At 72.9% G+C, this 18629-nt stretch carries 17 protein-coding genes; 2 read left to right on the top strand and 15 right to left on the bottom strand.

From position 1 onward, the window contains the following. Positions 1–100: 100 nt before the first annotated feature. The 4 genes from ACIBEC_RS36095 to proB all read right to left on the bottom strand — a co-directional run bounded on the left by ACIBEC_RS36095 (position 101) and on the right by proB (position 4069). Positions 101–685, bottom strand: a complete 585-nt coding sequence (locus tag ACIBEC_RS36095) for a hypothetical protein (protein ID WP_360509517.1) — start codon at positions 683–685, stop codon at positions 101–103. Positions 686–775: 90 nt separating this feature from the next. Further along, positions 776–2098 (bottom strand): glutamate-5-semialdehyde dehydrogenase, encoded by a 1323-nt coding sequence (locus tag ACIBEC_RS36090; protein ID WP_360504168.1) that lies wholly within the window; start codon positions 2096–2098, stop codon positions 776–778. Between the two features lie 136 nt (positions 2099–2234). Then, positions 2235–2759 carry a hypothetical protein gene (locus tag ACIBEC_RS36085; RefSeq protein ID WP_360504166.1) on the bottom strand — a complete coding sequence of 175 codons (525 nt, stop codon included), beginning with the start codon at positions 2757–2759 and terminating at the stop codon, positions 2235–2237. Between the two features lie 173 nt (positions 2760–2932). After that, the gene (proB, locus tag ACIBEC_RS36080; RefSeq protein ID WP_360504164.1) at positions 2933–4069 is read right to left on the bottom strand and encodes a glutamate 5-kinase; all 1137 of its coding nucleotides are present in this window, start codon (positions 4067–4069) and stop codon (positions 2933–2935) included. Positions 4070–4387: 318 nt separating this feature from the next. Between proB and ACIBEC_RS36075 the strand changes: the two genes are divergently transcribed. After that, the gene (locus tag ACIBEC_RS36075) at positions 4388–5191 is read left to right on the top strand and encodes a hypothetical protein (RefSeq protein ID WP_360504162.1); all 804 of its coding nucleotides are present in this window, start codon (positions 4388–4390) and stop codon (positions 5189–5191) included. An 84-nt stretch (positions 5192–5275) separates the two neighbouring features. Here the strand turns inward: ACIBEC_RS36075 and obgE are convergent, their stop codons facing one another. The 5 genes from obgE to ACIBEC_RS36050 form a co-directional block, all read right to left on the bottom strand. Further along, a complete protein-coding gene (gene obgE / locus ACIBEC_RS36070; protein WP_360504160.1) occupies positions 5276–6754 on the bottom strand; it encodes a GTPase ObgE in 1479 nt (492 codons plus the stop codon). A gap of 121 nt (positions 6755–6875) precedes the next feature. After that, a complete protein-coding gene (gene rpmA / locus ACIBEC_RS36065) occupies positions 6876–7133 on the bottom strand; it encodes a 50S ribosomal protein L27 (RefSeq protein ID WP_030233756.1) in 258 nt (85 codons plus the stop codon). A 14-nt stretch (positions 7134–7147) separates the two neighbouring features. Continuing rightward, positions 7148–7465, bottom strand: coding sequence for a 50S ribosomal protein L21 (gene rplU, locus ACIBEC_RS36060; RefSeq protein ID WP_360504158.1), 318 nt, complete (start codon positions 7463–7465; stop codon positions 7148–7150). 229 nt (positions 7466–7694) lie between these two features. Then, the gene (locus tag ACIBEC_RS36055) at positions 7695–11363 is read right to left on the bottom strand and encodes an Rne/Rng family ribonuclease (RefSeq protein ID WP_360504156.1); all 3669 of its coding nucleotides are present in this window, start codon (positions 11361–11363) and stop codon (positions 7695–7697) included. 398 nt (positions 11364–11761) lie between these two features. Beyond that, positions 11762–12562: a TIGR03936 family radical SAM-associated protein gene (locus tag ACIBEC_RS36050; RefSeq protein ID WP_360504154.1), complete on the bottom strand. Its 801-nt coding sequence runs from the start codon at positions 12560–12562 to the stop codon at positions 11762–11764. A 372-nt stretch (positions 12563–12934) separates the two neighbouring features. Between ACIBEC_RS36050 and ACIBEC_RS36045 the strand changes: the two genes are divergently transcribed. Continuing rightward, positions 12935–14548, top strand: coding sequence for a recombinase family protein (locus ACIBEC_RS36045; protein ID WP_360504152.1), 1614 nt, complete (start codon positions 12935–12937; stop codon positions 14546–14548). Between the two features lie 55 nt (positions 14549–14603). Here ACIBEC_RS36045 and ACIBEC_RS36040 read toward each other — a convergent pair whose 3' ends face one another. The 6 genes from ACIBEC_RS36040 to ACIBEC_RS36015 form a co-directional block, all read right to left on the bottom strand. Continuing rightward, positions 14604–14729 (bottom strand): hypothetical protein, encoded by a 126-nt coding sequence (locus tag ACIBEC_RS36040; RefSeq protein ID WP_360504150.1) that lies wholly within the window; start codon positions 14727–14729, stop codon positions 14604–14606. A 14-nt stretch (positions 14730–14743) separates the two neighbouring features. Then, positions 14744–16180, bottom strand: coding sequence for a replication initiator (locus ACIBEC_RS36035; RefSeq protein WP_360504148.1), 1437 nt, complete (start codon positions 16178–16180; stop codon positions 14744–14746). A gap of 157 nt (positions 16181–16337) precedes the next feature. Then, positions 16338–16529: a hypothetical protein gene (locus tag ACIBEC_RS36030; protein WP_360504146.1), complete on the bottom strand. Its 192-nt coding sequence runs from the start codon at positions 16527–16529 to the stop codon at positions 16338–16340. Further along, positions 16529–17836: an FtsK/SpoIIIE domain-containing protein gene (locus tag ACIBEC_RS36025; RefSeq protein WP_396289831.1), complete on the bottom strand. Its 1308-nt coding sequence runs from the start codon at positions 17834–17836 to the stop codon at positions 16529–16531. Before ACIBEC_RS36025 ends, ACIBEC_RS36030 begins: the two co-directional genes overlap by 1 nt. After that, entirely contained in the window at positions 17833–18039 is a 207-nt protein-coding gene (locus ACIBEC_RS36020) for a hypothetical protein (protein ID WP_360504144.1), read from the bottom strand. The genes ACIBEC_RS36025 and ACIBEC_RS36020 overlap by 4 nt, the downstream gene beginning before the upstream one ends. Beyond that, on the bottom strand, positions 18039–18392 hold the full coding sequence (locus ACIBEC_RS36015; RefSeq protein ID WP_360504142.1) for a hypothetical protein: 354 nt from the start codon (positions 18390–18392) through the stop codon (positions 18039–18041). Before ACIBEC_RS36015 ends, ACIBEC_RS36020 begins: the two co-directional genes overlap by 1 nt. Positions 18393–18629: the final 237 nt, after the last annotated feature.

Raw genomic sequence — 18629 nt, 5'->3', positions numbered from 1 at the left:
CGGACACCCGCGCCGCCACGAGGGCCCCTGCGCAGATTCCTGGGGACGCTCCGTGACCACCCGCCCCGGGCGTGCGCCCGCGCGGCGTCCCGGGCGGCGACTAGCCCGCCGGTGCGCCGACCACCAGCGACGGCTCGGCCGGCGCGGGGCGCAGGTCCACCCCGGCGCTGCTGTTGCCGGACTCCGGTCTCCGGGGCGTGCCCGAGGTGCCGCCCGTGCCCTGGTAGATCGCCGCGACCGCGACCGCCACCAGGCTCACGCCCATGATCACGGCGAGCACCCAGGCCACCGGCCGGTGCCAGCGCTGCTGGGCCACGTACCGGCCGCGGGCGCGCACCGGGTCGTAGCCGGGCCGCCACCGGCGCCGGCCCCGGCGGTCGGCCGACCGGCCCGGGCCCGACCAGGGGTCGGGGTAGAGGTGGTCCGCGTCGAGTCCGCTCGGGTACGGGCGCAGCTCCAGCGGGAGCCCGTCGCCGGCCGAGACCTCATAGCCCCAGCCCGGGCCCGCCGTCTCCGGCTCGAACCGGGCCTCGGCGGCGGCGAGTTGCCGCTCCTTGGCGGTCGGCTCGTGCACGGCGGCGGACCGGACGAAGGCCTCATCGAAGACCACGGTGGCGAACTCGTCGTCCGCACCACCGTGGTCGGCGCCGTCGGGGTACGGCAAGCCCCCCACATCCTCAGCCACGGATTCAGCGTATTACCGGTCGGGCGTTTTGTCTGTGGCTCCCGGCAGTTGGTCCGTCACACGTGTGACGGACCAACTGCCGGGTCCCGCTCAGCGGGCGTCCGGGGCCCCGCCGACAGTCTGCGCCGCCTCGCCCCGCACGTGCCCGTCACCGGTGACGATGTACTTGGTGCTGGTCAGCTCGGGCAGGCCCATCGGGCCGCGGGCGTGCAGCTTCTGGGTGGAGATGCCGATCTCCGCGCCGAAGCCGAATTCGCTGCCGTCGGTGAAGCGGGTGGAGGCGTTGACGGCCACCGTGGTCGAGTCGACCAGCTGGGTGAAGCGCCGGGCGGCGGCCTGCGAGGTGGTGACGATCGCCTCGGTGTGGCCGGAGGACCAGCGGCGGATGTGCTCGACCGCCGCCTCCAGCGAGGGCACCACGGCCGCGGCCAGGTCCAGCGAGAGGTACTCCGCGCCCCAGTCCTCGTCGGTCGCGGGCACCACGGCGGCCGGGCCGCCCTCGGCGGCCTTGAGCACCGCCTCGTCGCCGTGCACGGTCACCCCGGCCTCGGCGAGGGCGGTCAGGGCGAGCGGCAGGAAGGCGTCCGCGACGTCCTGGTGGACCAGCAGCGTCTCGGCCGCGTTGCAGACGCTGACCCGCTGCGCCTTGGAGTTCAGCAGGATGCCGACGGCCATCGCGAGGTCGGTGTCGGCGTCCACGTACACGTGGCAGTTGCCGGTGCCGGTCTCGATCACCGGGACGGTCGAGCCCTCGACGACAGTGCGGATCAGCGAGGCGCCGCCGCGCGGGATCAGTACGTCGACCAGGCCGCGGGCGCGCATCAGCTCCTGCACGGAGTCGCGGCCCTCCCCCGGCACCAGCTGGATCGCGTCGGCGGGAAGCCCGGCCGCGGCGACGGCGTCCCGCAGGACGGCGACCAGCGCGGTGTTGGAGCGGTAGGCCGAGGCCGAGCCGCGCAGCAGCGCCGCGTTGCCGGACTTGAGGCAGAGCGCGGCGGCGTCGGCGGTGACGTTCGGGCGGGCCTCGTAGATGATGCCGACCACGCCGAGCGGCACCCGGACCTGCCGCACGTCCAGGCCGTTCGGCAGGGTGTAGCCGCGCACCACCTCGCCGACCGGGTCGGGCAGTCCGGCCACGTCGCGCACGTCGGAGGCGATCGCGGCGATCCGCTCGCCGGTCAGGGTCAGCCGGTCGATCACCGACTCGGGCGTCCCGGCCTCCCGGGCCCGGGCCACGTCCTCGGCGTTGGCCGCGACGATCTCGGCGCTGCGGGCCACCAGCGCGTCCGCGATCGCCAGCAGCGCGGCGTCCTTCGCCTTGCGCGGCAGCGGGGCGAGCGCCGCGGCGGCCTCCCGGGCTCGGCGCGCTACGGCGAGGACGGGGCTGTCGGCGGTGGCGAGGTCGCTGGTCATGCCGCCAAGGGTAGCGACTGTGCCCGCCCCGCCCGCCCGCGTTTCGCCATCCGAACAGGGCCGGTCGGTACGGGTACGTGCCGCCCGTGCGAACGCGCGAACGTGCGAGGAGGTCCGGTCGGTACGCGTGGTCCGGTCAGTACGGGTAGACGCCGCCCAGTTTCGGCGACGGGGTGCCGAAGCCCTCCGCGACCCGCTTGTGGTACGTCGCCCGGTCGACCACTTCCAGCCCGACGATCTCCCACGGCGGGAGGTTGGCGGTGACCTTGTGCTCGCCCCAGAGCCGCAGCGCGATCGCCGCCGCGTCGTGCAGGTCCCGGGCCTGCTCCCAGTACCGGATCTCGGCGTGGTCGGCCGCGTAGCGGGCGGTCAGGAAGAACGAGTGGTCGTGCGCCAGCTGCTCCAGTGAGGCGCGCAGCGAGGACAGCGGGGTGACCTGCCCGGCCACGCTCAGCACCACGTGCCACAGCCGCGCCTGTTCGGGCACGGTGGGCGGCTCCGCCGCGTCCGCGCGCTGGGACCGCAGTCCGCGCGACCCGCCGGGTCCCTGCAGCGGCGGACCGGCCGGCTCGGCGGGGCCGTCCCCGCGTCCGCCGTCGATGCTGGTGAGCCGCCGGCCCGCCGTCCCTCCGGTCAGCGCTGCCTCGCGCCTGCGTTCCACCGGCGGCCTCCTGTTCGGCGATCTCGTGTCGTCCCCACCGGCCCCGTCGGCCCTTCGGCCGACCGGTTGGGCTGCGCCCCTCCTCGCCCGCGGCCGGGCCGTTCCCGGTACGGAACGGCCCGCCGTCCGCACTGTGCCGATCGGCCGGCGGCCGGTGCCGGCCCGCCGGCCGGTCAGCCGCGCAGAACGACCAGGTCGTCGCGGTGGACGACCTCGCGCTCGTATGCGGCGCCGAACTCCTGGGCCAGGTCGCGGGTGGACCGGCCGAGCAGGCGGGGCAACTCCCTCGCATCAAAGTTGACCAGTCCGCGAGCCACGATGTGGCCGTTTTCGGCAAGAAGGTCCACCGGATCACCCGCGGCGAACTCCCCGTCGACCTTGGTGACCCCGGCCGGCAGCAGTGAGGCGCCGCCGGAGACGACCGCCTCGACGGCGCCCGCGTCCAGGTGCAGGGCGCCGCGCGGGCTGCTCGCGTGGGCCAGCCAGAGCATCCGGTCGGAGGTGCGGGCGCCGGTGCGCAGGAAGAGCGTGCCGGTGGGGCGGCCGGCCAGGGCGTCGGCGGCCTGGCTGGCCGCGGTGAGCACGACCGGGATGCCCGCGCCGGTGGCGATCCGGGCCGCCTCGACCTTGGTGACCATGCCGCCGGTGCCGACCCCGGCCTTGCCCGCGCTGCCGATCTCGATGCCGTCGAGGTCGTGCGGGCCGCCCACCCGGGCGATCCGGCTGGTGCCGGGGCGGGACGGGTCGCCGTCGTAGAGGCCGTCCACGTCGGAGAGCAGCACCAGCAGGTCGGCCCGGACGAGGTGGGCGACCAGTGCGGCGAGCCGGTCGTTGTCGCCGAATTTGATTTCGGCGGTGGCGACGGTGTCGTTCTCGTTGACGATCGGCATCGCGCCCATCGCCAGCAGCTGGTCCAGGGTGCGGTAGGCGTTGCGGTAGTGGGCGCGGCGGCTGGCGTCCTCGGCGGTGAGCAGCACCTGGCCGACCCGGATGCCGTACCGGGCGAAGGAGGCGGTGTACCGGGCGACCAGCAGTCCCTGGCCGACGCTGGCGGCGGCCTGCTGGCGGGCCAGGTCCTTGGGCCGCTTGTCCAGGCCGAGCGGGGCGAGTCCGGCGGCGATGGCGCCGGAGGAGACGAGTACGACCTCCGGGGCGTCGGGGCGGTTGCGCACCTTGGCGAGCGCGTCCACCAGGGCGTCGACGCGGTCGGCGTCCAGGCCGCCGGCCGCCGTGGTGAGTGAGGAGGAGCCGACCTTGACCACGATCCGCCGTGCGGTCAGCACCTCCTCCCGCAGAGAGTCCTCGCTCATCTCGCTGTACGCCCTTCCGGTGTGGTGCGGGTACGGCGGGCCCGGGCCCGGTCGTCACTCCCGAAATCTACGCGATTCGTGCGGGTCCCCCGCAGGCTGTTTCACCGGCTGGACCCGGCCTGGTCACGGGCTTGCCACAGACCGTCCGCCAATCCGGATGGCTGGTATGGTCCCTGACCGAAAGCCAGATCGGGGGACGGCTTCTTGCCCGCTGGACCCATTTTCGTCTTCGACTCTTCGTGTCACGAGAAGGCGGCGGCGCCGCACTGGGCAGGCCGGCAACGGTTCGCGGCCGCACGCCCAGGAGAAAAGCGCATCATGCGTTCGTACACCACCAAGCTGACCGTCGCCGCCCTTTCGGTGGCCACCGCCCTGTCCCTCGCGGCCTGTGGCCCGGACAACGCCGACCCGGCCGCTCCGGCGGGCGGCTCCACCGGTGCCGCTCCGGCGCCGACCAGCGGCGCCCCGGATGCCACCGCCGGCGGTGCGGCCACCGGCGGAGGGGCGGCCACCGGCGGTGCGAGCGGCGGTTCGACCGCCGCCCCGACCGGCGGGGCCACCGGCGGCGCGGCCGCGGCCGGAGCGACCGGCGGTGCGGCCACGGGCGGTGCCGGTACGGCCGGCGCCGCGGGCGGCGGGGCCGGTGGCGGCAAGCTGCCGCAGGCCGGCACCTCGGTGAAGTTCGGCCAGCCCGCCACCGTGGACTTCGCCGACAAGACCTTCAACGCCGCCGCCAAGCTGGAGATCAACGTCACCGGCGTCGCCCCGGGCTCGCTCAAGGACTTCCAGGACGCCAAGGCCAACACCACCGGCCTGGACGGCCGCGCGCTGTACTACGTCAGCTGGACCATGAAGAACCTCGGGGACACCAAGCTGACCTTCGCCGCCCCCGATTCCAAGTTCAGGGTCTACGACGCCTCCGGCAACCTCGGGATGTTCGCCAACCCGGTCGGCTCGACCCCGATCGCCAAGTGCACCACCCCGAGCTTCTCGGGCGCCACCAAGGGCGTCGAGTTCAAGGGCTGCGACATCGTCAGCTTCCCGGCCGGCGGCTCCCCGGCGATGGTCGGCTACGGCGACTCGACCGACGTCTCCAAGGTCCAGGCGGCCTGGACCAAGTGACGCCGCGCCACCCCTGAGCACGGGAACGGCCCCCGCCACCTCGACAGGTGGCGGGGGCCGTTCGCGTCAGCCGGTCCGACCGGCTCAGTCCTCGTCGTCGTCGCCCTCGACGGCGGCCTGGCGGCCGCTGGACAGCGCCTCGAAGGCGAGGAACTCGGCCTCGGCCGCGTCCCGGCCCTTCTGCTTCTCGCGGCGGCGGTCGACCGCCGGGCGCTGGGTCTCCATGCGGTGGTCCTCACCGCGGCGACCGAGCATCTCCGCGCCGGCGGCCATGGTCGGCTCCCAGTCGAAGACGACGGCGTTCTCGTCCGGGCCGATGATGACGGTGTCGCCCTCGTGCGCCCCGACCTTCCAGAGCTTGTCCTCGACGCCGAGGCGGGCCAGCCGGTCGGCGAGGTAGCCGACGGCCTCGTCGTTGGAGAAGTCGGTCTGGCGGACCCAGCGCTCCGGCTTGACACCGCGGATGCGGTACGCGCCCTCCTCCTCGGTGATGGTGAAGCCGGCGTCGTCGACGGCCTTGGGCCGCAGCACGATCCGGGTCGACTCCTCGACCGGCTTGGCGGCGCGCGCCTCGGCGACGATCCCGCCCATCGCGAAGCTCAGCTCGCGCAGGCCCTTGCGGGAGGCGGCGGAAACCTCGAACACCCGGTAGCCGCGCTCCTCCAGGGAGGTGCGGGTCAGGTCGGCGATGTCCTGGCCGTCCGGCACGTCCACCTTGTTGAGCGCGACCAGGCGCGGGCGGTCGTCCAGGCCGCCGTACTCGGCGAGCTCGGCCTCGATGGTCTCCAGGTCGGTCAGCGGGTCGCGGCCGGGCTCCAGGGTGGCGCAGTCCAGCACGTGCACCAGCACCGAGCAGCGCTCGACGTGCCGCAGGAACTCCAGGCCCAGGCCGCGGCCCTGGCTGGCGCCGGGGATCAGGCCGGGCACGTCGGCGACGGTGTAGACGATCTCGCCCGCGGTGACCACCCCGAGGTTGGGGATCAGGGTGGTGAACGGGTAGTCCGCGATCTTCGGCTTGGCGGCGGAGAGCACCGAGATCAGCGAGGACTTGCCGGCGCTCGGGTAGCCCACCAGGGCCACGTCGGCGACGGACTTGAGCTCCATCACGATGTCGCGGGCCTCGCCGGGCTCGCCGAGCAGCGCGAAGCCGGGCGCCTTGCGGCGGGCCGAGGCCAGCGCGGCGTTGCCGAGGCCGCCGTGGCCGCCCTGGGCGGCGACGAAGCTGGTGCCGTGTCCGACCAGGTCGGCCAGCACGTTGCCCTGGCGGTCCAGCACCACGGTGCCGTCCGGCACGACGAGGACGAGGTCCTCGCCGGCCGCGCCGGTGCGGTGGCCGCCCGCGCCCGGCTTGCCGTTGGTGGCCTTGCGCTTGGGCGAGTGGTGGTACTCGAGCAGGGTGGTGACCTGCGAGTCCACGGTGAGGATGACGCTGCCGCCCTCACCGCCGTTGCCGCCGTCCGGGCCGCCGAGCGGCTTGAACTTCTCGCGGTGCACGGAGGCGCAGCCGTGGCCCCCGTTACCCGCGGCGACGTGAAGTTCGACGCGGTCCACGAAGGTGGTCATGGGTGTGCCTCCAGTGCGCGAGAGTCTGCTTGCTACCTGCGTAAAGCGTGAAGGGTGGACCGGAGAATTCCGGCCCACCCCTCACAGTGAGTCTTTATACGACTCGGGAGTCCGCGGGGACTCAGGCCTCGACGGCCACGATGTTGACGACCTTGCGGCCGCGACGGTTGCCGAACTGCACGGCACCGGCGGTCAGCGCGAACAGGGTGTCGTCGCCACCGCGACCGACGCCCGCACCCGGGTGGAAGTGGGTGCCGCGCTGGCGGACGATGATCTCGCCGGCCGAGACGACCTGGCCGCCGAAGCGCTTCACGCCGAGGCGCTGGGCGTTCGAGTCACGGCCGTTACGGGTAGAGCTTGCGCCCTTCTTGTGTGCCATATCTCGCTATCCCCTTACTTGCTGACCGAGTCGATGCTGGTGATGCGCACCGCGGTGTGGCGCTGACGGTGGCCCTGACGGCGGCGGTAGCCGGTCTTGTTCTTGTAACGCAGGATGACGATCTTGTCACCCTTGGTCTGGTCGACCACCTCGGCGTGAGTCTTCACGCCGGCCAGGACCCACGGGTCGGAGGTGACCGCGTCACCGTCGACGATGAGGATGGTCGAGAGCTCGACCGAGTCACCCGGCTTGGCCTCGATACGGTCGATCTCCAGCACGTCGCCGACGGCGACCTTGTGCTGGCGGCCGCCTGCGCGAACGATCGCGTACATGCGGTACCTGCTTTCCTTGCTCGGTCGGAACCCCCGACGCCAGCCACCTGGGTACGGACACAGGAGCCTCTCCCCGGCCCTCCGCGCGGACGCGGCGACCTCGGGAAGGTGATGTGCTCGGGAGCAATGGCGTAGACACGCCGATGGTCAAGAATACGGACCGGCAGCCCGAGGGGCAAACCGGCCCGTACGGCCCGGGGCGGGATGGCTCCCGCCCCGGGCGTGGGCACTACTCGGCCGCCGTATCACCCTCGGCGGCCGCGGCCTTCTTGGCCGCCGCACTGGTCCGCTTGGTCGCGGTCTTGCGGGCGGTGGTCTTCTTGGCCGCCGTAGCCGTCTTCTTGGCGGCGGTCTTCTTGGCGGCGGTCTTCTGCGTGGCGGTCTTCTGCGCGGCGGTCTTCTGCGCGGCGGTCTTGCGGGCGGCCCGCTTCTTCGGCGCCGGCGCCTCCTCGGCGGCAGCCTCCTCGACCGTGGCCTCGACGGCGGGAGCCTCGGCGGCCTCCGCAGCCGGGGCCTCGACGACCGCGGCCTCCGCGACGACGACCGGCTCACCCGGCGCCTCGGCGGCGGCCTCCACGGCGGCCTCCACGACGACCGGGGCGGCGGCCTCCAGTGCCGCCTCCAGCGCCGCCTCGGCCTTGGCCTGCAGCACGACGATCTCGGCGCTGCCCGGCGAACCTGCCGGAGCCGTCGCCTTGCGCACCGCGCGGCGACGCGGACGGCCCGCCGGAGCGGCCACCGGGGCTTCCTCGACGACCGGCGTCGGGGCGGCCGGAGCCTCGGCCTCGGCCGCGGCCTCGACGCCCGGGACCTCCAGGGCCAGCTGGCCCTCGATCTCCTCGCGCACCGGCTCGGCCGGCAGCTCGGCGACGGCCGCGACGGCGGCCTGCGCGACCTGCTCGGCGGCCTCGGCCACCGCCTCGGTCACGACGGCCTCGACACCCAGCGGCTCCTCCTGGCCCGCGCCGCCCTTGCCCCGGCGACGGCGCTTGCCGCCCGAGACGGCCTCGCCCGCCGGGGCGGACGGGGCGTGGACGTGGACGCTCGGCTGCTCCATGTGGACGATCACACCGCGGCCGTTGCAGTGCACGCACGGCTCGGAGAAGGACTCCAGCAGGCCCTGGCCGACCCGCTTGCGGGTCATCTGTACCAGGCCCAGCGAGGTGACCTCGGCCACCTGGTGCTTGGTCCGGTCCCGGCCCAGGCACTCCAGCAGGCGGCGCAGCACCAGGTCGCGGTTGGACTCCAGCACCATGTCGATGAAGTCGATCACGATGATGCCGCCGAGGTCGCGCAGCCGCAGCTGGCGCACGATCTCCTCGGCCGCCTCGATGTTGTTCCGGGTGACCGTCTCCTCCAGGTTGCCGCCCTGGCCGACGAACTTCCCGGTGTTGACGTCGATGACGACCATCGCCTCGGTGCGGTCGATCACCAGCGAACCGCCGCTGGGCAGCCAGACCTTGCGGTCCAGCGCCTTCATCAGCTGCTCGTCGATCCGGTAGGTGGCGAAGACGTCCACCTCGGAGGTCCACCGCTGGAGGCGCTCGGCGAGGTCCGGGGCCACGTTGGAGACGTACTCGTGGATGGTCTTCCACGCCTCGTCGCCGGAGACGATGACCTTGGTGAAGTCCTCGTTGAAGATGTCGCGGACGACCCGGACGGTCATGTCCGGCTCGCCGTACAGCAGCGCCGGAGCGTTGCCGGTCGCGGCCTTCTTCTGGATGTCCTCCCACTGCTGCTGCAGCCGCTGGACGTCGCGGGTCAGCTCCTCCTCGGAGGCGCCCTCGGCGGCGGTGCGCACGATGACGCCCGCGTCGTCCGGGACGATCTTCTTGAGGATCTGCTTCAGGCGGGCGCGCTCGTTCTCGGGGAGCTTGCGCGAGATGCCGGTCATCGAGCCCTCGGGCACGTACACCAGGTAGCGGCCGGGCAGCGAGATCTGGCTGGTCAGGCGGGCGCCCTTGTGGCCGATCGGGTCCTTGGAGACCTGCACCAGCACGGACTGGCCGGACTTCAGCACCGACTCGATCCGGCGCGGGCCGCCGTGGCCGAGCGCGCCGAAGTTGACCTCGCCGGCGTACAGCACCGCGTTGCGGCCCTTGCCGATGTCGACGAAGGCGGCCTCCATCGACGGCAGCACGTTCTGGACCTTGCCCAGGTACACGTTGCCGACGTACGAGGTGGCCTGCTCCTTGTTGACGTAGTGCTCGACCAGCACGCCGTCCTCGAGGACGCCGATCTGGGTGCGCTGGCCGTTCTGGCGCACCACCATGACGCGCTCGACCGACTCACGGCGGGCCAGGAACTCGGCCTCGGTGATGATCGGCACCCGGCGGCGGCCCAGCTCGCGGCCCTCGCGGCGGCGCTGCTTCTTCGCCTCCAGACGGGTCGAGCCCTTGATGGACTGCACCTCGTCCGGGTCGAAGGACGGCTCGGTGGAGCGGCGGCGCGGCTCGCGCACCTTCACCACCGTACGGACGCCGTCCTCGGTGGTCTCGGCGGTCTCGACGGCGCCGGCCTCACCGCTGCGACGGCGGCGGCGACGGCGGCGACGGGACGAGGACAGGCCGGCGGCCAGGTCGTCGTCGTCCTCGTCCTCCTCGTCGGCCGCGGCCGGCTCCTCGGCGGCGGGCTGCTCGACCTCGACGGCCTCGGCGGCCTCGAACTCCTCCGCCTCGCCACGGCGACGGCGGCGGCCGCCCCGGCGGCGACGGCGCGACGGACGGCCGTCCTCCTCCCACTCGCCCTCGGTCTCCGGACCGGCGGCGGGGGCCTCGACGACGGGCACCTCGACGGCCGGGGCCTCGATCGGCGCGACGGCGGCCGGCGCCTCGGCGACCGGCTTGGCGGGGGCCGACTTGGCGGGGGTCGGCTTGGTGGCGGCTGCCCTGGCGGTGCTCGGCTTGCCGGCGGCCGACTTGCGGCGGCCCGGCTCGACCCGGGCACGGACCCGGCGGCGGCGGCCGACGCCGCTGTACTCGAACTCGTCTTCCTCGTGCGCGGCGGCGGCCGGGGCCTCGACCGGCGCCGGGGCCTCGGCCTCGGCGGGCTGCTGCGGCGCGGACACCGCGGACGGCGCGACGTAGGGGGCCGGCTCCTGGAAGACCGGGGCCTGGAAGACCGCGGTGGCCGGGCGGACGGCGCGGCGGCGCACCCGGTGGTGCGGCTCGGCCTCGGCGGCCGGGGCGACGACGGGGGCCGGGGCGACGGGCTCGGCCGTCGGCGCGGCGGCGGCCTCGACGGCCTCCTCCTCGGTCTCCTCCGCGACGGCGTGCTCCTCGGCCTGCGGCTCCTCGACCGGGGCCTCGACGACCGGCGCGGCTTCGACCACGCGGCGGCGGCGGGGGCGGCGGGCCGGAGCGGCGGGGGCCTCCTCGGCCGCCGACTCGGCGGCGACGGGGGTCTCGACGGCCGGTGCCTCGACGACGGGGGCTTCGGCAGCGGGCGCCTCGACGGCGGGCGCGCCCGCCGGGGACTCGGCGCGCTTACGGGTGCGGCGGGCCCGGGCGGGCTTCTCCGCGACCGGCTCGGCAGCCGGAGCCGGGGCGGCCTGCTCCGCCGCGGGGGCCTCTGCGGCCTCCGGCGCGGTGGTCACGATCGGGGTCGCCTCCGGCGCCCCGGCCGGGGCCTCGGCGCGCTTGCGGGTCCGACGGGCCCGGACCGGCTTCTCGGCGACCGGCTCGGCGGCCGGGGCCGGAGCGGTCTCGGCCGCCGGCGCCTCGGCCGGCAGGACCGTCTCGGCCGCCTCGGCGGCCGCACCCTGCGGGGTGCCCGCCGGGCGGGAGACCGCGCGGCGACGACGGCGCGGCGGCGCGGCGGACGCGCCCTCGCTGCCGGTCGCGGCGGTTTCGTTCTGTTCCGTGGCCGCAGTCTGCTGCGGATCGGTGTTATCGAGCATGCGGGTGGATCTCCCGTCAGGCCCCCGGGCTCCGCATCCGGGCACGGCGCGACACCGGTGGGCGGCCGGCATCGCGAGATGCTCGGGCCGGACCCTTTCACGGTGCCGCCGCGCGGACGCGAGGCCGCACAGGGGCTCGTAGTCTCGCTCGGCGCCCCACGCTCGGCGGGGTGTCGAAAGTCTTCTGGTTCTGACCAGTCTTCTGAGGTTTTCCCAAGCTGCGCCGTCCCCCAACCCCGGGTGGCTCCCGGACGGGGCCCCGGGCCCACCGGCCGTCCTGGCCGGCAGGCCCCGGGTGGCAAGGCCTGTGCTGCGACGACGCTCGCTCCCCTGGGGAGCCGCGGGAACCCTGGAGAGACCATCGGGTCCAGTGAGTCACTGGACCCGGCCTCCGCCCGCTAGGCGGGCGCGGTAGCGCGCGGCCCGGCGCCCGGCTCCGAGCCGGCCTGGGCCGCGGCGCGGTCGAGCGCCAGCGGGTCGGTCACCGTGCCGGTCCCCTCGTCGAGCGGCCCCTGCGCCAGCCTGGTCACCTCTGCGGGGACCGGCGGCGCCAGGTCGGCCGTCGCACGGAGACCGGACAATACGTCGTCAGGTCGTACGGCGGGTGTGGCGTGTCGTACTACCAGGCGCAGTATCGCACAGGGACGGCCGGTCCGAACATCGAGGTCGGTTCCGGCCTCCGTGTCCGCACCGCCGTCGACCTGGGACGGGACGATCTCGAGCGCCGCCACCGCACCGCGCGCGTCGAAGACCCGCACGCCGTTCTTGGTGAGGCGTTCGACCTCGACCCGCTCCTCGGCGAGGAAGCGCGCCACCGCGCCGGCCGCCTCGTCCGGCTCGACGCCGTCCAGCCGGACCAGCCACTCGGAGGCCTGCAGGCGTTCCACGAAGTTCGGCGTCCGCACCTCGACCGCGTCGATCACGTCCAGGCCCGTCGGCAGTGACTCGTCCAGCTGCGCCCGCAGCTGTTCGGGGTCGCGGAAGGCGGCCAGGCCGATCTCCAGGTACTCCGCCTCGCTCGCCACCCCGGTCGGGGCCGCGTTCGCGTAGGAGACCTTCGGGTGCGGGGTGAAGCCGGCCGAGTAGGCCATCGGAACGGCGGACCGGCGCAGGGCGCGCTCGAAGGCGCGCTGGAAGTCGCGGTGGCTGGTGAAGCGGAGCCGGCCGCGCTTGGTGTAGCGGAGACGAATCCGCTGCACCGTCGGCGCGGGCGGCGGACCGTCGGGCGTACGGCGTGCCAGGGTCGCTCAGTCCTTAGTCAGTTGTCCCCGTCCGGCGTGGCGTGTTCCCGCCACTGTCCGGACTCTGTCACCTCAAAGGGTACGCGCCCCGCCGACCCGCTCGCTCCGCCCCTGGTCAGCCACATACCCGAGACCCCCGGCCGAAGGTTCCGGCCGGGGGTCCAGGGTGTGGGAACCGTCACCCGCCGACGACCGCCCGCCGACGACCGACGGCTACTTGTTGACGACGGTCAGCGGCAGCAGCTTCTTGCCGGTGGGGCCGATCTGGATCTGGGTGTCCATCTGGGGCTACATGGATACGGCCCCAAAACCGTGGACAGGTTCCCTGACATGGCGAAACGCTCCCGTACCGCACGTGCCGAGCACCAGAAGGCCTACACCGTCGAAGCCGAGTGGACCGCAGCAGATCTGGCGCTGCTGGAAGAACTGAAGAGAGCCGAGGCCGCCCTCCCGGTGGACGCGCCCCGAGCCCTGCTCTCGGTCCGTCTCTCCGTGCTCACGGAAGACACCACCTCCCCCGTCCGCCAGGAGCTCGACCTCCGCCGCGAGGCCCTGAACCGGGGCTGCCGGGTGGTCGGCGTGGCCAGCGACCTCAACGTCTCGGCCACGAAGGTCCCGCCGTGGAAGCGGAAGCAGCTGGGCGACTGGCTGAACAACCGGGCGCCGGAGTTCGACGTCCTCCTCTTCTGGAAGCTCGACCGCTTCATCCGCCGGCTGTCCGATCTGAACACCATGATCGACTGGGCGCTGAAGTACGGGAAGAACCTGATCTCCAAGCACGACTCGATCGACCTCACCACGGTCGTCGGCAAGATCATGGTCACGCTCATCGGCGGGATCGCCGAGATCGAGGCCAGCAACACCAGCACGCGCGTCGCGAGCCTCTGGGACTACGCGAAGACCCAGTCCGCCTGGCTGGTCGGCAAGCCGGCGTTCGGGTACACCACCGCGGAGGACGAGAAGGGGAACGTCGTCCTTGTCATCGAGGCCGACGCCCACAAGGCCCTGCACTGGTGCCGGCGGATGGCCCGCCGCGGTGTGTCCGCCCGCCGCATGGTGCGGCTGCTGAAGCGCGCGGGTCTCGCCAGCGACGGCCTCACACCGTCCACCCTCCTCCGGCAGCTGCGGAACCCCGCGCTGATGGGCTACCGGGTAGAAGAGGACAAGGTGGGCGGCGTCCGCCGATCCAAGCTCATCCTCGACAAGGACGGGAAGCCCATCCGGGTGGCCCCGGCGATCTTCGAGGACGACGACTTCCACGAGCTCCAGGCCGACCTCGACAGTCGCAGCAGGAACCAGCCGCAGCGCAAGCCGGGCGGAGCCACCAAGTTCCTCGGCGTCCTCATCTGCATCGACTGCACGACGAACATGACGGTGCAGCTGAACCACGTCAAGGGCCGGGACTACGCCTACCTTCGGTGCCAGGGCTGCAAGGCCGGGGGCGCGGGCTTCCCCAACCCCGAAGGGGTCTACGCCAAGCTCGTCAGCGACGTGCTGTCCGTCCTCGGCGACGAGGCCGTGCAGGTCCGGGAGTACGCGCGAGGTGCCGAGGCCCGGGCCCAGGTGACGCAGCTGGAGAAGTCCGTCGCCTACTACATGAAGGAGCTCGAACCCGGCGGCCGCTTCACGAAGACCCGGTTCACCCGTGAACAGGCCGAGGCGACGCTGGACAGGCTGATCGCCGAGCTCGGGGAGATCGACCCCGAGACCACCGAGGACCGGTGGGTGAACGTGGCCAACGGCAAGACGTTCCGACAGCGGTGGGAGGACGGCGGCGTCGAGGCCATGTCTGCCGACCTGCTCCGGGTCGGCGTCCGGTGCGAAGTCACCCGCACCAAGATCAAGGGCCAGCGCGCGCCGGAGGTGAAGATGAGGCTCATGATCCCCAAGGACTACCGGGAGCGCCTGGTCGTCAAGGAAGACCACTTCGCGAGCAAGCTCTGACGGCGGCGGCAGACACGCGGCAGCCCCCGGTCATCAAGGCCGGGGGCTGCCGTCGTCAGTGCTTGGCGGGGTCGTACGGCTCCTCGTTGCCGTCGTCGTCCACGATGATGATCTCGCTCCTGACGATCGGCGCCTTCGCCTGCCCCGAAGGCCCGGCCCGCTCGGCAGGGCCTCTCGGCACAGGTGCCGCGCTGGTCACCTTGTCTCACCGGACCGGTCGGAGCGGTTCACGGCGTCACGGGCCACCTCCCGGTTGGCGGCGAGATCCTCAGCGATCCCCGCAGCGATGAGCGCTTCGGCCGGGGTGTGGCCGGTTCCGACGAAGCGCCAGACGCCTTCGGCTACGGTCTCGCCGTCCCAGTCGGCGTACAAGCCGCGGGCGTGTTCGGCGCGGGCGGCTCTGAGCTGTCCATATGTAGTGGAGTAAGCCCGCGTCTTGGTGAGGCAGTGGCCGCGGTAGCCGAGCATGTGGGCCCAGGCGCGCAGGCGCAGGTGTCGCAGTTCGGGCAGACCACCGAGTCGCCAGGCGGTGGCGATGAGCGCTCGGACGTGCGGGTCGACGCGCAGCGCCTGTATCTCCGCCAAGGATTCGATGCGGCGGTCGACAGCGCCAGCGGCTTCCACGCTCTTGCTCGTGTACTTGGCGACGTAGGCCGCGACCGCGTCGTCCGTGAGTCGTCCGCCGTCCCCGTTGGTGAGGGGATGCGCGTCGAGCTGAGTGCCGAAGCGGAGCCGTCCGCCGTTGTAGGCCGCCGAGTCGGGGCACGGCAGCGCCACGGCAGCAGCTGCGGAGTGGACGGTCTCCAGAAGGAGGTCTCCCGTTGCCCAGGGCTGGGGCGGAGCAGCGGGGCCGTCCGGACCGTCGAGGCGGATGACGGCGTGGAAGTGGACGGCGCCGCGCCTCTGGTATTCGGCGACTTTGGCGGCGGAGACCCGGATCAGGGTGCGCACCTCCGACCGGCCGACGCTCCTCCGGGCGGCGAGGTGGTTGTAGAGGTTGTCGCGGAAGGCCTTCCACAGCGCAGGGGCCATGGCGTTCCACAGGATGTGGCCCGGGTAGTCGTAGCAGTCGGCGCAGAGCGGCTGCCCGATGAGCGGGTCCGTGTCCGGGTGGGTCCGGCCGCAGCCATGTCGGCCGCCGTGTTCGCAGGGTCGGCGCCGGGTGGAGTGACACATCCCCGCACGGTGAACCGGTCCGAAGGAGGGCGCGGTCAGGGTGATGAACAACCGCGGGTGCGTTCGCACCGTTTCAGGGATCCCCTTGCCACCGATGAGGCCGGAGCGGACCAGGTGGAAGGTGTCGCCGCTGTGCTCACGTGAGCAGGGCACGCAGCGGGTGGCCCGGCGGTTGCGGCAGCGGACCGCGAGCCGGCCGCCGGGTTCGGTGGCGGTGGTGAAGTGGCGCAGGACTTCGCCGGTGGCGGAGTCGATGGTGGTGGTGTACCCGGCAAGGTGGACAGGTTCGGCGCAACCACCGGTAGCGCGGATCTGCTCCAGCCAACGGTTCAGGCCGGGCATCTCACCGAGGCGAACCAAGTCTCTTTCTACGATGGGGAGTTGGCGCAGCCGCGCCTCCCGGTCGAGGAAGGCGCGGCGTGCGGCGGGGTCGTTGTACGGGTTGGTGCGGGTCATGGTGGGTGTCTCCAGGGCCAGGGTTCACCGGGCCCCGGCCGGGCCACGGGTGTGGCGGCTCGGCCGGGGGCTGCGTTGTGGTGGGTGGAGCCGGTCCGGCGGTCGGGGGTCGGGCCGCCGGTGGGGGTTGGGTGAGTTGGCACGGTGATCACGTCTTTCAGGCGGTGTGGGTGAGGCCTTGGAGGATCCAGGTGACGGCGTGGACGACGGGGTCGGTCCAGCCGATGCGGTCGAGGTGGATGCCGAGGAGGCCGACCAGGACGATGTGCCAGGTGCGCAGTTCGCCGGAGCGGACCAGGAGATAGGTGACGACGGCGAGGAAGGCGATCAGCACCGCGGTCATGTCCATCAGACGTAGACCCCTTCACTCGGTTCGTCCGTCTGGTGAAGGCCGGGCCAGGTCGGCGCGAGCCGAGCGTGCTTTCTGGCGGCTCGACGGGCCTGGTCGGGGGTGATGTGGATCGAGCGGGCCCTGATCCACCTACCGTCGGTGTCGGCAGTGATGGCGACACCCTGCTCCCCGAGGGTGATCCGCTGCGCTGCTTCCAGGGCGTCCTTGTTGAGATCGCCGAGCGCCATCTCCGCCGTGCCCGGGTCACTCACTCGGTGACAGATGCGGCCGGCCAACTGGGCACGCAGAGCGGTGACGCCGGGACCGAGGTCGGAGCCGACCCGCTGTCCGGCGATGACCAGGTGGACGCCGAGGGCCGCGCCGAGCTGGGCGAGCCTGAGCAGGTTGGTGGAGATCTCCCCGACTTCCGCCTTGTCCTCCTTGGTCGCGACCAGGTACAGCTCCGCGACCTCGTCCACGATCAGGACGACGGGTGTCTTGCGGAGCTTGGCCGGCAGATCCCAGACTGATCGGGCCCCGACCGACCGGCAGAGCTCCATCCGGGCCTCTGTCTCCGCCACCAGTTCCGCGAGCAGGTGAGCGGCTTCCGCCCGGTTGGAAGCCAGCGCCGACAGCCGCTCCTCGAACAGGGACAGCTCCATGCCGCCCTTGAGGTCGATGCCGAACAGGGCGACCCGCTGCGGGGCGAGTTCCTTCACCAGCGCGGCGATCAGGGTCGACTTGCCGGAGCGGGTCGCACCGACGATCAGCCAGTGCGGGGCGCGCCGGAAGTCGATCGCCCAGGCCCGGCCGTCCTCCAGCAGGCCGACCACCGCCCGCAGCGCGCGCTGCTTCAGCTGGTAGGGCACGACGGGTGCCCGGAGCGGGTCCCAGGCGAGCGCGGACAGGGTCACGAACCCGCGCTCATCCGAGAACACCCGGACCGCGTGGACCCGCCAGGCGTGCGTGAGGGCTTCCGCGGCGGAGACGAAGTGCTCCGGCACCTGACCGGGATGGAGCCGCACCGCGACGTCCAGGCCGCCCCGCCTCAGCTTCGGCATACCCAGCCGGGGCGGGACCGGTCGTAGCGGGTCACCGCGAACGACCATGTCTCCGACCAGGGCACGCCCGGGACGCTTGGCCGCCGCGAGGCCGAGGTTCGTGGTCAGCCTCCGCCACGTCACCCGGACCCGGACGACCGTGACCGGGTAGCCGAGCAGGCACCACCACACGTACGGGTAGCTGCGCCGCAGCCCCGGAGCCGTACTGAGCAGGATCAGCACCGTTGCCAGCAGCGCCACCCAGAGAAGCTGGAGAACGATCACCGCCGTCCCCCGTTCTCCATGGCCGCGTTGTACGCCTCGGTCTCCAGGTCCCGGGCGTGGCCGGCGGCCTTGGTGGCGACGATGGCGATGTGGTGGAAGAGCTGAGCGCCCTCGTCGTCCCGGCCGAACGGGTCGACCTCTTCGCTCAGGTCGCCGAGTTCGCGCAGCAGGCCGCGCAGCTTCACACGCGTCGCGCCGCTCATCAGGCGTCGCCGCCCTTGCGCGGGGCCGCGGGGGCCGCTGCGGGGACCGGGGTGATGGCGTCGGCGCGGAAGGACAGGCCGTGCCGGTCCCCCATCGCCCAGGAGAAGGCGGTCAGGCCGGTGACGTGCACCCGCACGCCCTCCACCACGCCGGCCGGTTCGCCGGACACGCTGATCTCGATGATCGAGGCCCGCCGGCCGTCCTGCCGGACCGCAACCCCGACCGTGTAGACGGTCTGGCCCTCCCGGTCCTTCCTCACCTCCCCGGTCTCCCGGTTCGCCACCCGCGCTTCGGGGGCAACGATGCAGGTCATCGTGCCCAGCCTGGTTCCGTCGACGGGAATGGACTGCATGAGCGCACGCTCCTTCGACACCAAGGCCGCCTGACATCAGTCGTCAAACGTACTTACCTTTGGTGAGCCGATGATGCTCCTCCTTGACGCCCCAGCGCAAGCGATTCATGCTTACGTTTAACGGCTACTGACTGACGACAGACCTACAAACGCCGCCCGAGCTGGGCAGACACCACTGACGAAGCAGCCGACCACGACACGGCACACGCGAAGCGGGCCACCCCCGGCGCCCGCACC

Origin of the sequence: Kitasatospora sp. NPDC051164 (assembly GCF_044455625.1) — a bacterium.
Taxonomy (GTDB): Bacteria; Actinomycetota; Actinomycetes; order Streptomycetales; family Streptomycetaceae; genus Kitasatospora.
Note: the sequence above shows the minus strand (reverse complement) of the source record. Positions and strands in the feature narration are given on the sequence as shown.

Excerpts from the sequence above, each read along its gene's own strand:
- ACIBEC_RS36045 (WP_360504152.1), top strand. The coding sequence starts at position 12,935 with ATGGCGAAACGCTCCCGTACCGCACGTGCCGAGCACCAGAAGGCCTAC.
- ACIBEC_RS36030 (WP_360504146.1), bottom strand. The coding sequence starts at position 16,529 with ATGGACATGACCGCGGTGCTGATCGCCTTCCTCGCCGTCGTCACCTAT.
- rpmA (WP_030233756.1), bottom strand. The coding sequence starts at position 7,133 with ATGGCACACAAGAAGGGCGCAAGCTCTACCCGTAACGGCCGTGACTCG.
- ACIBEC_RS36035 (WP_360504148.1), bottom strand. The coding sequence starts at position 16,180 with ATGACCCGCACCAACCCGTACAACGACCCCGCCGCACGCCGCGCCTTC.
- ACIBEC_RS36055 (WP_360504156.1), bottom strand. The coding sequence starts at position 11,363 with ATGCTCGATAACACCGATCCGCAGCAGACTGCGGCCACGGAACAGAAC.
- ACIBEC_RS36090 (WP_360504168.1), bottom strand. The coding sequence starts at position 2,098 with ATGACCAGCGACCTCGCCACCGCCGACAGCCCCGTCCTCGCCGTAGCG.
- ACIBEC_RS36020 (WP_360504144.1), bottom strand. The coding sequence starts at position 18,039 with ATGAGCGGCGCGACGCGTGTGAAGCTGCGCGGCCTGCTGCGCGAACTC.
- ACIBEC_RS36015 (WP_360504142.1), bottom strand. The coding sequence starts at position 18,392 with ATGCAGTCCATTCCCGTCGACGGAACCAGGCTGGGCACGATGACCTGC.
- obgE (WP_360504160.1), bottom strand. The coding sequence starts at position 6,754 with ATGACCACCTTCGTGGACCGCGTCGAACTTCACGTCGCCGCGGGTAAC.
- ACIBEC_RS36075 (WP_360504162.1), top strand. The coding sequence starts at position 4,388 with ATGCGTTCGTACACCACCAAGCTGACCGTCGCCGCCCTTTCGGTGGCC.
- proB (WP_360504164.1), bottom strand. The coding sequence starts at position 4,069 with ATGAGCGAGGACTCTCTGCGGGAGGAGGTGCTGACCGCACGGCGGATC.
- rplU (WP_360504158.1), bottom strand. The coding sequence starts at position 7,465 with ATGTACGCGATCGTTCGCGCAGGCGGCCGCCAGCACAAGGTCGCCGTC.